The sequence below is a fragment of the Pedobacter westerhofensis genome (genome assembly GCF_900182595.1).
Taxonomy (GTDB): Bacteria; Bacteroidota; Bacteroidia; order Sphingobacteriales; family Sphingobacteriaceae; genus Pedobacter; species Pedobacter westerhofensis.
The window spans coordinates 504,794-517,981 of record NZ_FXTN01000001.1 but is presented as its reverse complement, the minus strand read 5'-3'; the positions used below and the strand labels follow the sequence as shown (position 1 = coordinate 517,981).

At 44.4% G+C, this 13,188-nt stretch carries 14 protein-coding genes; 9 read left to right on the top strand and 5 right to left on the bottom strand.

Translation table 11 applies throughout. The features are described from left to right. Nucleotides 1-79: 79 nt before the first annotated feature. From FN831_RS02165 to FN831_RS02140, 6 genes are all read left to right on the top strand, one after another. Nucleotides 80-970 carry a helix-turn-helix domain-containing protein gene (locus FN831_RS02165; RefSeq protein ID WP_142526538.1) on the top strand — a complete coding sequence of 297 codons (891 nt, stop codon included), beginning with the start codon at nt 80-82 and terminating at the stop codon, nt 968-970. 111 nt (nt 971-1,081) lie between these two features. Then, on the top strand, nt 1,082-1,930 hold the full coding sequence (locus tag FN831_RS02160) for an aldo/keto reductase (protein WP_142526537.1): 849 nt from the start codon (nt 1,082-1,084) through the stop codon (nt 1,928-1,930). A gap of 23 nt (nt 1,931-1,953) precedes the next feature. After that, nucleotides 1,954-2,595, top strand: coding sequence for an NAD(P)H-binding protein (locus tag FN831_RS02155; RefSeq protein ID WP_142526536.1), 642 nt, complete (start codon nt 1,954-1,956; stop codon nt 2,593-2,595). A 33-nt stretch (nt 2,596-2,628) separates the two neighbouring features. Then, nucleotides 2,629-3,321: a flavodoxin gene (locus tag FN831_RS02150; RefSeq protein WP_246101297.1), complete on the top strand. Its 693-nt coding sequence runs from the start codon at nt 2,629-2,631 to the stop codon at nt 3,319-3,321. Nucleotides 3,322-3,345: 24 nt separating this feature from the next. Continuing rightward, nucleotides 3,346-4,473: a cupin domain-containing carboxymuconolactone decarboxylase family protein gene (locus FN831_RS02145; protein ID WP_142526535.1), complete on the top strand. Its 1,128-nt coding sequence runs from the start codon at nt 3,346-3,348 to the stop codon at nt 4,471-4,473. A 110-nt stretch (nt 4,474-4,583) separates the two neighbouring features. Continuing rightward, nucleotides 4,584-5,420, top strand: coding sequence for an oxidoreductase (locus FN831_RS02140; RefSeq protein ID WP_142526534.1), 837 nt, complete (start codon nt 4,584-4,586; stop codon nt 5,418-5,420). A 237-nt stretch (nt 5,421-5,657) separates the two neighbouring features. Here FN831_RS02140 and FN831_RS02135 read toward each other — a convergent pair whose 3' ends face one another. The 4 genes from FN831_RS02135 to FN831_RS02120 all read right to left on the bottom strand — a co-directional run bounded on the left by FN831_RS02135 (nt 5,658) and on the right by FN831_RS02120 (nt 10,283). Then, nucleotides 5,658-6,896, bottom strand: a complete 1,239-nt coding sequence (locus tag FN831_RS02135) for a PQQ-dependent sugar dehydrogenase (protein WP_142526533.1) — start codon at nt 6,894-6,896, stop codon at nt 5,658-5,660. 72 nt (nt 6,897-6,968) lie between these two features. After that, entirely contained in the window at nt 6,969-8,129 is a 1,161-nt protein-coding gene (locus FN831_RS02130) for an aldo/keto reductase (RefSeq protein ID WP_142526532.1), read from the bottom strand. 49 nt (nt 8,130-8,178) lie between these two features. After that, nucleotides 8,179-8,637 carry a cupin domain-containing protein gene (locus FN831_RS02125; RefSeq protein ID WP_142526531.1) on the bottom strand — a complete coding sequence of 153 codons (459 nt, stop codon included), beginning with the start codon at nt 8,635-8,637 and terminating at the stop codon, nt 8,179-8,181. Between the two features lie 35 nt (nt 8,638-8,672). After that, nucleotides 8,673-10,283 (bottom strand): carboxylesterase/lipase family protein, encoded by a 1,611-nt coding sequence (locus FN831_RS02120; RefSeq protein ID WP_221931238.1) that lies wholly within the window; start codon nt 10,281-10,283, stop codon nt 8,673-8,675. 413 nt (nt 10,284-10,696) lie between these two features. Here FN831_RS02120 and moaA point away from each other — a divergent pair, with 413 nt between their 5' ends. The 3 genes from moaA to FN831_RS02105 all read left to right on the top strand — a co-directional run bounded on the left by moaA (nt 10,697) and on the right by FN831_RS02105 (nt 12,596). Further along, the gene (gene moaA / locus FN831_RS02115; RefSeq protein ID WP_142526530.1) at nt 10,697-11,677 is read left to right on the top strand and encodes a GTP 3',8-cyclase MoaA; all 981 of its coding nucleotides are present in this window, start codon (nt 10,697-10,699) and stop codon (nt 11,675-11,677) included. Nucleotides 11,678-11,817: 140 nt separating this feature from the next. Continuing rightward, a complete protein-coding gene (locus FN831_RS02110; RefSeq protein WP_142526529.1) occupies nt 11,818-12,330 on the top strand; it encodes a nuclear transport factor 2 family protein in 513 nt (170 codons plus the stop codon). A gap of 68 nt (nt 12,331-12,398) precedes the next feature. Then, nucleotides 12,399-12,596 (top strand): hypothetical protein, encoded by a 198-nt coding sequence (locus FN831_RS02105; RefSeq protein ID WP_142526528.1) that lies wholly within the window; start codon nt 12,399-12,401, stop codon nt 12,594-12,596. A gap of 13 nt (nt 12,597-12,609) precedes the next feature. On the opposite strand, the gene FN831_RS02100 is transcribed toward FN831_RS02105, so the two are convergent. Beyond that, the gene (locus FN831_RS02100) at nt 12,610-13,179 is read right to left on the bottom strand and encodes a Crp/Fnr family transcriptional regulator (RefSeq protein ID WP_142526527.1); all 570 of its coding nucleotides are present in this window, start codon (nt 13,177-13,179) and stop codon (nt 12,610-12,612) included. Between the last annotated feature and the right edge of the window lie 9 nt (nt 13,180-13,188).

Genomic DNA, 13,188 nt, shown 5'->3' with positions numbered 1-13,188 from the left:
GATATTTTTCGCTTTGTTACATTCTCAGCTGTAATCTCTGTCTATTTTCCTGATTTTTATTCTGACAGGATGTTAAACTATGGAGGCAGCAGCTCAAAATATACGCTTCAGGCTGATCGACTTATCAGCTGAAAATGTCAACACCGGGTTTGATATACAAAATGGATCATACTGTGTTTATCTCAGTTCTATTGGTCAGCAGGAACGAAGATTATTATTTACTACTTCTGAAAAGATTATTAGAACTGCGTATACCGGAATACCTTTCCATCCGGGAGGGCAGGTCCTGATTTTTCATCCTGAACTGATTAGGGGTACTTTCATTGAGGGTAGGTTTAATGAGCTTAAGCTCTTCAATGCAAATGCGGATCAATCATTGCATTTATCCAAAAGGGAATATCAAATGATAGCTGGTATTTTTTTTAATCTCAAAATAGAACTGACATCTGAGCCGGATACCCATAGTCACAAACTGATGGCCTCAAATATCCAGCTTTTCCTCAATTATTGTGAGCGCTTTTCAAACTGTGCCCAGCTGGTGGAAGCGGGTAAAAATACAAGTGTTTTACAGCGTTTTGATCAGCTGCTAAGCAAATCTTTTATCGCTGATAAAGCTTATGGATCAGGAATTCCTTCTGTTGCACAATGCGCAGAAAAACTCAACCTATCAGCAAACTACTTTGGAACTTTGGTGAAAAAAGAAACCGGCAAAACTGCCCAGGAATATATCAGAGATAAACTTATTGAAGAGGCAGCCTATAAAATTCTCAATAGCCATAAAACAATCAATGAAATTGCTTACGATTTTGGGTTTAAATATCCCCAGCATTTTTCCCGTTTTTTCAAAAAGGTTGTAGGACATAATCCTACCGAATACAGAACGATACACAGGACAGGTCCGGATTTAACTTCTCAGTGGGTCTCAGCCATGAAGAGACCATCTCCGGATAAATCTGAGGTTGTTTTTTAACGTGATGCTGATGTGATATCCATTTATCGGTAAAAGTGGTTGATATATCAGTAATCTGTATACTTGATGCCATTGTAAAAGACCTGACCTTTGTATGGTAAAACAAATATTATGCAGAAGATTAAATTGAATAACGGCATTGAGATGCCAATATTAGGATTTGGAGTGTTCCAGGTAACAGATCTGGCAGAATGTGAAAGAAGTGTATTGGATGCCATCAGCAGCGGATACCGCTTGATTGATACCGCACAGTCTTATGGAAATGAAGAAGCTGTAGGGCATGCAATTCAAAAAAGTGGTGTTCCACGGGAGGAATTGTTTATTACCACTAAACTTTGGATACAGGACCAGGGTTTTGAGGGCACAAAAAAGGCTTTTGAAGCATCCCTAAAGAAGTTACAGCTGGACTATCTTGATCTTTACCTGATTCATCAGCCATACGGAGATGTTTATGGTGAGTGGAGAGCGATGGAGGAATTATACAGTGAAGGTAAAGTGCGTGCTATAGGAGTCAGTAACTTCCATCCTGACAGATTAATGGACCTGATCGTCCACAATAAGATTGTTCCTGCAGTCAATCAGATTGAAACTCATCCCTTTCATCAGCAGTTGGAGACACAAAAGTTCTTACTTGATAACAATGTACAGATCGAGTCATGGGGGCCCTTTGCAGAAGGTAAAAATGATATTTTCACCAATGATCTCCTGCAATCAATTGCTGATACCTATAAAAAATCAATTGCCCAGGTCATTCTGCGCTGGTTAACACAAAGAGGTGTGGTAGCAATTCCCAAATCTGTTAAAAAAGAAAGAATGGAAGAGAATATCAACATTTTTGATTTCGAACTGAGCACAAAAGATATGGAATCAATCAATACGCTGGATACCAAGGCGAGCAGTTTCTTTGACCATCGCGACCCGGCAATGGTGAAATGGTTGGGTGAAAGAAAATTATCATAATCAATTCACAGGCATCTATAACCATGAATATTTTAATTTTAGGAGCAGCCGGGCAAATTGCCCGGCTGCTGACTGATCAGCTGATCAACCAGACAGATCATCAGATTATACTTTTTGCACGCAACGGACAGCAAAGACTTAAGGTGACGAATCCGGAAAGGGTAAAAATTGTAGACGGAGATTTCAAAGATACGGAATTGTTAAAAACAGCTATGAAAGACGTGGATATCATTTATCTTAATTCCATGGGCGACGTAAAAGCCGTTTCATCTATTGTAACAGCTATGGATGCTGCTGGCATAGACCGTATTATTGCAGCATCAATTCTTGGCATATATGATGAAGTTCCGGGGGCATTCGGAAAGTGGAACAAAAAAATGGTAGGCAATGAGCAGATTCGAAAACAGGCCGACTCAGTAAGTCAGCTGGAGATCGATCAGCTAAATTACACCATCCTGCGCCTTACGTGGCTGTATAACAAAGCCGGGAAGACTAACTATATGCTCACACAAAAAGGCGAGCCTTTTGAAGGTGCTCAGGTTACCCGCGAAGCCGTATCACAATTGATCTTTGATATTATTGAGGATAGTTCTGATAAATTCTACAGGACCAGCCTGGGTGTAAGTGAACCGGATACCAACTGGGGGAAACCATCTTTTTACTGATTTTAAATCATCACTTTATACATCTGCAGTATCATGAAATATATCATCACTTTGAGTTTTATCTTAAGCCTGAGCTGCGGGATGCTTTCTGCATGTTCAAAATCCAAGAGCGCATCCAGTGCTGAAACAAATCCCCAAATGAAAGAAACAGATACCTTGGAAAACAGTTCAGATACTTCAGCCAACATTTCAGATTCGCTGAAAAATAAAAAGGCGTTGATCGTGTATTTGTCGAGAACCAACAATACAAAAGCAATTGCAGAAATCATTCAGCAAAAAACCGGCGGAAAACTGGTGGCCCTGGAACTGGTAACGCCATATCCGGAAAATTATAAGAAAATAGTTGACCAGGTGGCCAACGAAAATTCAACAGGATATCTTCCGCCGCTGAAAACAAAAATCGACCATATAGGGCAGTATGATCTGATATTTCTTGGCTTTCCTACCTGGGGGATGCAATTGCCCCCACCTATGAAAAGTTTTCTAAAGGACAATGATCTTAGCGGCAAAACTATTATCCCATTTAACAGCAATGCAGGTTATGGGATTGGCAGCACCTTTGATACAGTCAAAGAAATGGCGCCTAACAGTACCGTGCTTGAAGGTTATTCAACAAAAGGAGGAATAGAAAGGGACGGTGTTTTGCTTGTGATCAAAGATAAGAAGGCAGTGGAGGTAAGCACACAGGTACAGTCCTGGCTGCAAAAACTGAAGTTGATTAAGTAATTAATAACTATCAAATTCTATCAAATGAAAAAATCAATCATACGCGTCGCCGGCACTTCATTTTTAGCGATTTTTATGACCATAATTACAGACGCACAGGATAAGAGTGCAAAGAGCAAATCCGGTGTGGGCAACCAAACGGACGCAAGCTCACATTTTACGGGCAATACCTCCGTAAAGATGTATACTGATGCGAAAAACGGCCTGGATTGCTCAGTGGGAAGTGTGAGTTTTGAGCCTGGTGCGAGGACCAACTGGCATTCGCATGGCGGAGGTCAGATTCTTCTGATTACCGAAGGAACGGCATTTTACCAGGAGAAAGGAAAAGCTAAGCAGGTTCTCCATCAAGGGGATATCGTAACTTGCCTGGCCGGTGTTGAGCACTGGCATGGCGCCTCGCCTGATCAGCGGATGACACATACTGCGATAGGTCCTAATGCAGATAAGGGCACTGTGATCTGGCTGGGAAAAGTGGATGATGAAACTTACCTGTCGGGACAAACTGCTGCAGTCACCAAACAGTTTCTGGATCAGCGTCAGCAAGGCATTGCCGCCATTGCCGCACTGACTGCAAAGGGCAACCTGCCCGCTTTAAAATTTCAGTTGAACAAAGGACTTGATACAGGTTTGACAGTCAATGAGATAAAAGAAATCCTTGTTCAGTTATATGCTTATTGTGGTTTTCCCAGAAGCCTGAATGCAATCAATACTTTCAGCACAGTAATGAACGAGCGCAAGGCGAAAAATATCAAGGACCCTGTCGGTACCGAGCCTGTCGACCTCAGCAGTAATGTCAATAAATATGAGTTAGGCAAAAAAAACCTGGAAACTTTAAGTGGGAAACCAGAAACAGGACCTAAAGCCGGTTATGCGGCTTTCGTGCCAGTTATCGAGGTATTCCTTAAAGAGCATTTATTTGCGGACATATTTAGCCGTGGCGTTCTGAGTAATCAGGACCGTGAACTGGTCACAGTATCAGCTCTTACAAGCCTGGGCGGTGTAGAAGCACAACTGCAGTCTCACATGGGGCTTGCCAGGCATAATGGTCTGACAACAGATCAGCTTTCACATATGCTGGATATCGTCGCGGATGTTGCCGCGATTGCAGATGCTGATGCCGGCAGGAAAGTGCTTGGAAATCTTAACAGATGATATTCGCCAATACATGTAAAAATCTTTCTGGCTAAACAATGATCGGAAACAAGGTATAATCTGTATTCGTTAAAGGTTCCGTCTCACAATGAAAAACAAACAATAAAAACATGAAAACACAAAATAAAACCTGGTTGATTACAGGATGCTCCAGTGGTTTGGGACTGGCATTAGCCAAAGAAGTTTTAGCACAGGGTTATAATGCTGTGATCACAGCCCGGAATATAGACAGTTTAAGAGAAATTACTGATGCCTATCCTGAAACAGCTCTTGCTGCCGCAGTGGATATTACAGATCAGGAACAGATTGCAGCAGTGATCAGACAGGGCGAAGAGAAATTCGGCGCTGTGGATGTGCTGATCAACAACGCCGGCTATGGTTACCGTGCTGCAGTTGAGGAAGGGGAGGACAAGGATATCCGTCAGCTGATGGAAACCATTTTTTTTGGTACAGTACACATGATACAGGCTGTATTGCCAGGTATGAGAAGCAGGAAATCGGGAACGATCATGAATATTTCTTCAATAGGCGGACGTTATGCTGCCCCTGGTTCTGGTTATTATTCTGCAGCAAAATTTGCAGTAGAAGGAATGTCTGATGCTTTGAGAAAAGAGCTTGCACCTTTAGGTATACGGGTAACGGTTATTGAACCCGGAGCATTCAGAACTGAGTTTGCCGGCCGTTCATTAAAAGGTGCAACAAAGGAAATTGACGACTATAAGGACACAGTAGGTCCCAGAAGAAAACAAAATGATAAAACCAGTGGTACACAGCAGGGAGATCCGCAGAAAGCTGCGCAGGCGATGATCAAAATTACAGAAGGCGACAAAGTTCCTTTCCGCTTGCTGCTGGGCAGTGATGCCATTAAGCTCACCAGGGAAGAGCTAAACAGTCAGCAACAGGAACTGGAAGACTGGTCGGAATTGAGTAAAAGCACCGATTATTGAATCAAGGCTCAATCCCGTTAAATAAAGGGCTCAAATCCTGACCCAGGATAACTTCTTCTTTTAGAAATGGGATAAAAAAAGATTCGCAATCTAATTTGCGGATCTTTTTTTATGTCAGGGCGGAACAGTTGATCTGGCATTTTATCTGATTAGGAATTTAAATTATGGGTTTTTCTATAATCTTGACCAAAATGATCGAATATTCAGGGATCCTTGGCAGTTGATTAAGGATTGATACTATTGTCTGTCAATTCTGTATAACCTGCCCGCGTCCGTAATCGCATATAAGGCATTGTCTACCCCCTGGGTAATATCCCTGAAACGCTGCTGTTCAGCTACCAGTAATCTTTCTTCGCCAGTTACGCGGTTGTTAGTGATCACCAGCCTTACGATATGCATTCCGCTCAATGCAGCTACAAAAAGGTTGTTCTCCCATTCCGGTATTCTGCTGCCCTTGTAAAAGGTCATTCCACTTGGTGAAACTACCGGGTCCCAGTAATACACAGGTTGCTCCATGCCCGTCTGTTGTTGTATCGCATTACCTATCGGCTGCCCGCTGTAATCTATCCCGTATGTAATCACTGGCCAGCCGTAGTTGGCCCCCGGACGTATCAGGTTAATCTCGTCTCCGCCGCGGGGACCTAGTTCGCCCTCCCATAAATCTCCTGTTACCGGGTGTATGGCTAAGCCATGTTCATTCCTGTGGCCTATAGAATACAGCTCCGGCCGGGCACCTGCCTGTCCTGTAAATGGATTGCCGGCTGCCGGTTGCCCGTCGGTAGTAATCCTGACGATCTTGCCAATTGCGGAGTTCAGTGCCTGTGCCTGTACCCGGATTCCCGGATCTGAGCGGTCGCCACTGCTGACGAGCAGGTTTCCGGTGCGGTCAAATATTACCCGGCTGCCATATTGGTTGGTGCCGGAATATGCAGGTGTGGCGCGATAGATCACGGTTACATTCTCCATACCCGTTTCGGTGGCAGAAAGACGGCCTTTGGCCACTGCCAGTACATTCCCGTCAGCAACCCTTTCAGAATAAGACCAGTAAACCATGCGGTTGGTGGCAAAAGCAGGATCGGCACATAAGCCAAGCAAGCCGCCCTGCCCAGCACTGTTTACGGCCGGAATTCCCGTTAAAGGATTACCAACTTGTCCGCTGGCTGTCACCAGGCGCATGTTACCCGCCTTTTCAGTAATCAGGAAACGGCCATCCGGAAGGGCGGCAATGCTCCATGGACTTGTCAGTGCAGTGCTCAGCACAGTGGAGCTGAAAGCCGTTGTGCTGCGCACTGCAGCTATCCGCGTTTGCCCTGCAAATGCAGGGCGGTATGTAGAATTTGGCGGTTGTGTCTCAACAGAAGTACCTGGAGTGGTAGTTTCAGGCGGCTGTGTTGTTTCATTATCATCATTGCTCTTTGAGCATGATGAGGCCAGTAAGATGGAACCGGCTACAATTGGCAGAATGTATTTTTTCATAGGAGGTAGGTTTGGTTTTCATTTATATACTATCTACGCAAAATATACGATCAGCGTCAATGCAGAGGCTAACTATTTCGCCCTTGCTTCAACATTAGACATATTGAGTATGCCCTGGGGCAGCCGCGCACCTTTAACAGTAATCGCAGCAACTTCCTGATTGAACTGCTTTAATTCCTCAGCGTTGAACTTCACTTCATTTGCTGCGGTATTTTCCAGCATATGCGCCATCTGTGTTGTGCCCGGGATGGGAACAATCCAGGGCTTCTGCGCCAGCAGCCATGCAAGGGAGATCTGTCCTGCGGTGGCCTGTTTTTTCGCAGCCCACTTTTTTAAGAGGGTTACCAGTTCCAGGTTATTCGGTAAATTTTCTGCTGAGAAACGTGATTCGCCGCCACGGATGTCCCCCGGGGCAAACCGTGTTCCTGCATCAATGGCTCCGGTAAGGAAGCCTACTCCCAGAGGGCTCCAGCACACAAAGCCGATATTCAGTTCTTCGCAGAGCGGCAGGATCACCTCTTCCGGTCCCCGCCAGATCAGAGAGTATTCGTTCTGGATTGCCGTAACGGGATGTACGGCGTGTGCCCTTCTTACAGTTTGTGCTCCGGGTTCTGACAGCCCGTAATGCAGCACTTTGCCCTCCGCGATCAAGTCTTTAACAGCTCCGGCAACATCTTCAATCGGCACCGCAGGATCTACACGGTGCTGATAAAGTAAGTCGATCCGGTCTGTACGAAGCCGCTTCAGCATGCCTTCAACAACTTCTTTAATATGTTCAGGACGGCTGTTTAAACCAGGGAGGAACTGACCGGTTTTTTGATCGATATTCCAGCCAAACTTGGTTTCAATGACGATTTTGTTTCTAAAAGGCGCAACACTTTCACCCAGGATGCGTTCGCATTCGAAAGGGCCATAAGCCTCTGCGGTATCAAACAAAGTGACACCCTGATCATGTGCTTTGCGGATAATACTGATCATTTCCGTTCTGGAGGGAACAGTGGTCTGGTACGTCCGGCTCATGTTCTGCACGCCCAGGCCAATAGCCGAAACTTCCAGTGTTCCGCCAAGCCTGCGGCGGTGGGAAGGGGCATGGCTAAGGACTGTTGCAGGGGCAGCTGTAGCTATATCGGGCAATAAAGATGCACCAGCGATTGCAACTGCGCCTTTCAGCAGGCTCCGACGGTTTAATGCAAGGCCTGATTTATTATTTTCAAAATTTTCTGAGCTCATCATATTTGAGGTTGATTTTTTCGATTGAGGTTTGGATTGATCGATGTGTTCATTACTTGACACTGCTGTATTCTGTATCAGTTACACGCTTCAGCCACACGGTCTTGTTATTGGCACTGTTTGTACTTACAGCAAGATAGGCGAAGGAACTTTTAGGTGATGCACCGTGCCAGTGTGCAATTCCAGGAACACATTTGATGATATCACCTTGATGAACCACCTGTATGGCTTTTCCTTTTTCCTGGTAATATCCGGTGCCTTCAGTTATCATCAGGATCTGCCCGGCAGGATGGATGTGCCAGTCGAGTTTTGCCCCCGGTGCAAATGTTGCACTGGCTACGGCAATATCAATTGCTGTATCGGGCTTGTTCAGTTCGGTTAACCAGACTGTGCCAGTATGGTTATCTACTGTTGCGATTTCACCTTTTGGGAAAATCGGTTTGTCCTGGGCACATGCATTCAGTATAAGTCCGGCAATAAACGCAGTGGTAATGATCAGTTTTTTTTTCATGACAAGTAATGATTTTAGTTAATATAATGTTGATGTTAATGCAGGTTGCCTGAGGTTACGGCCTTTTCAATCAGGTCCAATCTTGCTATTTTAGGATCTGGTCCGCCGATAGCTGAGCCATCCGCCCTAAATTCAAGTAACCCGTTCTTTTTTGCGTCGTAGACCGGCCATTCAGGCAATCCCTTGCCATTAGGGTTGCCAGTTTTAGCAAAGTTTGTCCAGTAGGTATTCATCAGTTTTGCAACCTGCTCATCCGTTGCTGAAACCGCTGCGCCATTGCGGTTCATCGGTTTACCAAACACATAAGCAATTTCAGAAGCATGGGACGCCCCGTACTTCATGTATTGCTTTGCAGCAGTGGATACATAAGAGAAAAGATAGATGTAAGCCGGTGTTTTTTTGGCAGTAAATGCCCTGGCTGTAAACCTGGCAGGTTCTGCCCATACCTTATCTGTATTTACAAATGAGAGCATCTTGGCAAATTCAGTACTGCCATCGGGATCATAAACCGTGCTGGCTTCTGACTTCATTTTGCCAAAGAGATTCAACAACTCGTCTTTTGACTTCGCATTCACGAAACCTGAGGGAACTTCTGCGCTATTGGAGCCGATCATCACCGGCACCTGAGGCTGATGGCCCGCTTCATATGCACTTTGTGCAGTTTCTGTTACCAGTATACCATCGAGGATAGGTCCTGAGTAAGTTGGCAGTCCTGTTGCAGCGTCGTTTTCCTGTCCTCCGTCAACAATTTCTGAAACAGGAAGTGCCCTGAGTTTTTCCAGCGCTGCGGCATCAGTTCCGTCAATTCCATGTTTTTTTGCAAAGTTCTGGCCGATCGTTTCTGCAGATACCGGATAATAAGCGTCCGCATTTTCTTTGGCAATGGGCCTGCCAGTAAGCACACCATTACGGCCACCACCAGACTCAATAATGACTTTCTGGAACAATCCCTTTGCCATCGGAATGGTAAGCAGTGACTGAACGGAAACGCCGCCAGCAGATTCACCAAAAATTGTAACATTGCGCGGGTCGCCCCCAAATGCAGCAATGTTTTGTTGCAGCCACTTCAGCGCGGCAATCTGATCCATATAACCGTAGTTTCCTTGAGGCTCATCAGGTTTTTCCCTGCTTAATGCCGGAAAAGCAAAGAACCCCAGTCGGCCCAGGCGGTAATTGATGCTTACCAGGATCACCCCCTTGTCAGCAAAGGGAGCGCCTGCACCATCCTGCTGCACGCCGCTGCCGCCAACAAAGCCGCCTCCGTGGATCCATACCATTACGGGTAGTTTCGCATTCGCAGCTGCATCCGCAGGTTTCCAGATGTTTAAAAAGAGGCAATCCTCTGATGATGTCTTTGAGATGTCTGTTCCATTACGGGGCCAGCCCATTTGTGCACAGTCGGCACCGTATTTTGAGGCATCACGTTCTCCCTGCCAGGCGGGAAAAGGCTGTGGAGCGCGCCAGCGGTTCATCCCTACCGGTGCAGCGGCGTAGGGTATTCCTTTAAAACTGGAAACCTTTCCTTCATTAACACCTCTTAACACGCCGGAGGCCGTGCGAACGGTCGGGCCATCGATGTTAGTTTTTTGCTGGCACCGCACAGAAACTGCGAAAAACAACATCACTGCCAATAATATTCTATTCATTGTCTATAGTTTTGTTTGAGAATTTGGTACTATAAATATCCTGTCTTTTATTCATCAGGATAGTATACATATCACGGAAGTTTATACCAAAATTACTTATCTGACTTGCTTTGTTTTAATCCGTGTACACAAACAGGTAACTTAGTCTTGTACCATTGAATGTTTTGTTCCTGGCTATTATGAATAGTAGAAAATAAAAATTGGAAAACTATGAATAGTCCCCAAACTGAAGCAAAGAAAAAAATCAGGGCAGTGCGCTTGATCACATTCGTGTAGCTGCATATAGTCCAGATGATTTATATGAGTTTAATAAGAAGCGCTATTTGAAAGCTCTCGAAACAGGGCTCGTTAAAGCATTTTGATTAGCAGAATAATAACTTACGCTGTTTCGCAAACAGATAATAATAACAACGATGATAACAGACAGCTTCGGCAGGGTGCACGATTATCTCCGCATCTCGCTTACAGATAATTGCAACTTACGCTGCTTTTACTGTATGCCTGAAGAAAAGTACGCCTTTGCCCCGGCTTCCAGGCTGATGCAGGTAGATGAGATTGAAACCATAGCAAAACTCTTTGTGGCGCAGGGTGTAAAGAAAATCAGGCTAACCGGAGGCGAACCATTGGTTCGAAAGGATGCGCACAAAATTATTGAAGTGCTTGGTAGCTTAGGTGTGGAGCTTGCTATCACAACAAATGGTGTCAGACTAGATGAATTGCTTGGTGAACTAATCGCCGCCAACGTCAAATCAATTAATATCAGTCTTGATACATTACAGAGCGCCAGGTTCTATGAAATTACGCGCCGCGATCTTTACCACCGTGTAAGGAGCAATATCGAATTGTTGCTGGAACATGATATCCATGTAAAAATAAATGTAGTGGTGATGAAGGGCTTGAATGACGATGAAATACTGGATTTTCTGGCGCTGACGGAATACCACAATATAGAAATACGTTTCATCGAATTTATGCCTTTCAGTGGTAACAAATGGACCAGTAATCAGGTGTTTACACTTAAAGAAATTATCAGCAGAGCCGAATCAGGATATACTGTGTTACCAGGTACTCCCCGGCCTAACGATACATCGAAGCGCTTTACTATTCCGGGCCATGTTGGCTCTTTCTCGGTGATCAGTACCATGACATCGCCTTTTTGTGATACCTGTAACCGTATGCGTTTAACTGCCGATGGTAAACTTAAAAACTGTCTTTTCTCCAAGGGTGAAACTGATTTGCTTGGCCCTTTACGCAATGGGGAAAATATACTACCATTGATTACGGAAACCATTATGGCTAAAGCGAAAGCGCTGGGAGGTCAGTTTAGCGGTGTATTTGAAGATATTGTTACTGGAAAATTAGATAACCGCAGTATGATCACTATCGGCGGATAAGAGGTGACAAATATTTCCTGTCCCCACCGGTAAAAATGGTATAAATATCACGAAGATGTATACATCTTCTCAGCGGCTTACTGATAAATTTGTGTATGAACTTAATAGTAGCTCTGAACTTAATATAATCAAAATCAACAATGAAAAATTTAATACTCGGATTGATCTTCAGCATCGCAACAGTACAGTTATCACACGCTCAAGCCAAATTGCCGGCAACATCCTTAACAAGCAGCGTAAAAGAAGAACAGGAATTACTTGATCTGTCTAAGACCAAATGGAAGTGGATGGCAGATAAAAACGTAGAGTCACTGAAAAACCTTTTTGCTGAAAACTGCGTGTTTGTTCATATGGGTGGAAGCTGGGGAAAAACACAGGAACTCAATACAATAAGAGATGGGTTTATTTGGTACAAAAAGGCTGAAGTCTATGGTGCTTCAGTTAATATTTTTGGGAATACCGCGATCCTTTTGAACGATATCGATCTTCTGGCGGTAGTAGGAGGCAAGGAAGTGGTGCATGCTTTTATGGTAACTGAAGTATACCTTAAGGAAAATGGCAAATGGAAGATGGGTTCACTTACTTTCTCTACACTGGTAAGACCTGTTAAGATGAAAAATGCAAACAGTGAAGCAGCAACACCACAACACTGATATAATAGCAATCAAAATGTTAACGTCCCACTATAGCGTTGCTTTCAGACTATTCATTCACTGGGTTTATGAACCTGGAGAACTGGAAAAAATTAACTGGTGCCGGCGGGAATAATGTGATAATAATAGTTATCCCTGGCGTTGACCATCTTTTTCTGCCAGCTGGTAATGCCGCAAACAAAAATGATCTAAACAGTAGTAATTCTGGGTTTTCAATACTGGCTCTGCAGACGATTGAGAAATGGATAAACGCAGGATTTAGGTAGAAGTACACCATCACTACCGTGACTTCATCCTGCTCAGGGTTTCCGGAGACATGTTGAGATATGAAGCCACAACTTTGTTGGACAGCCGCCTTACCACTTCCGGACTGCGGGCAAGCAGTTCTTTGTAGCGTAATTCTGCATCTTTGGTCACTTCACGGTGGAAGATCTCAAGATTATTGATATATGCGTTTTCGAGATAAAATCTGTAGAATTTCTCCCATGCAGGGATGACATTGAGCAGGTAGTAAAAGTCCTTTCGCGAGATGCGCAGCAACTCGCTATCTTCCATAACCTGTATATTCTCCAATGAGGGATTTTCCGTAATGAAGCTTGCCAGGCCAGTTGCAAATTGATTTTCAAATGCAAAATGGCGTGTTGTTTCCTGTCCGCCTTCGCGCAGAAAGTAAATACGCAGGCATCCCTTTGTGACAAAATTCATGTATTGCCCAACCGTCCCTTCGTTGACTAAATGTTCAAATTTACTGTGAGAGGATTCTTTGAAATAGGATAGGGCAAGCTGGAGCTGCTCCTCACTGAGCTGAACAATGTTATTGATATAATCTGCCAGTGCCTCTTTTGCCATCCTGCAAAT

Excerpts from the sequence above, each read along its gene's own strand:
- FN831_RS02165 (WP_142526538.1), top strand. The coding sequence starts at position 80 with ATGGAGGCAGCAGCTCAAAATATACGCTTCAGGCTGATCGACTTATCA.
- FN831_RS02160 (WP_142526537.1), top strand. The coding sequence starts at position 1,082 with ATGCAGAAGATTAAATTGAATAACGGCATTGAGATGCCAATATTAGGA.
- FN831_RS02155 (WP_142526536.1), top strand. The coding sequence starts at position 1,954 with ATGAATATTTTAATTTTAGGAGCAGCCGGGCAAATTGCCCGGCTGCTG.
- FN831_RS02150 (WP_246101297.1), top strand. The coding sequence starts at position 2,629 with ATGAAATATATCATCACTTTGAGTTTTATCTTAAGCCTGAGCTGCGGG.
- FN831_RS02145 (WP_142526535.1), top strand. The coding sequence starts at position 3,346 with ATGAAAAAATCAATCATACGCGTCGCCGGCACTTCATTTTTAGCGATT.
- FN831_RS02140 (WP_142526534.1), top strand. The coding sequence starts at position 4,584 with ATGAAAACACAAAATAAAACCTGGTTGATTACAGGATGCTCCAGTGGT.
- FN831_RS02135 (WP_142526533.1), bottom strand. The coding sequence starts at position 6,896 with ATGAAAAAATACATTCTGCCAATTGTAGCCGGTTCCATCTTACTGGCC.
- FN831_RS02130 (WP_142526532.1), bottom strand. The coding sequence starts at position 8,129 with ATGATGAGCTCAGAAAATTTTGAAAATAATAAATCAGGCCTTGCATTA.
- FN831_RS02125 (WP_142526531.1), bottom strand. The coding sequence starts at position 8,637 with ATGAAAAAAAAACTGATCATTACCACTGCGTTTATTGCCGGACTTATA.
- FN831_RS02120 (WP_221931238.1), bottom strand. The coding sequence starts at position 10,283 with ATGAATAGAATATTATTGGCAGTGATGTTGTTTTTCGCAGTTTCTGTG.
- moaA (WP_142526530.1), top strand. The coding sequence starts at position 10,697 with ATGATAACAGACAGCTTCGGCAGGGTGCACGATTATCTCCGCATCTCG.
- FN831_RS02110 (WP_142526529.1), top strand. The coding sequence starts at position 11,818 with ATGAAAAATTTAATACTCGGATTGATCTTCAGCATCGCAACAGTACAG.
- FN831_RS02105 (WP_142526528.1), top strand. The coding sequence starts at position 12,399 with ATGAACCTGGAGAACTGGAAAAAATTAACTGGTGCCGGCGGGAATAAT.
- FN831_RS02100 (WP_142526527.1), bottom strand. The coding sequence starts at position 13,179 with ATGGCAAAAGAGGCACTGGCAGATTATATCAATAACATTGTTCAGCTC.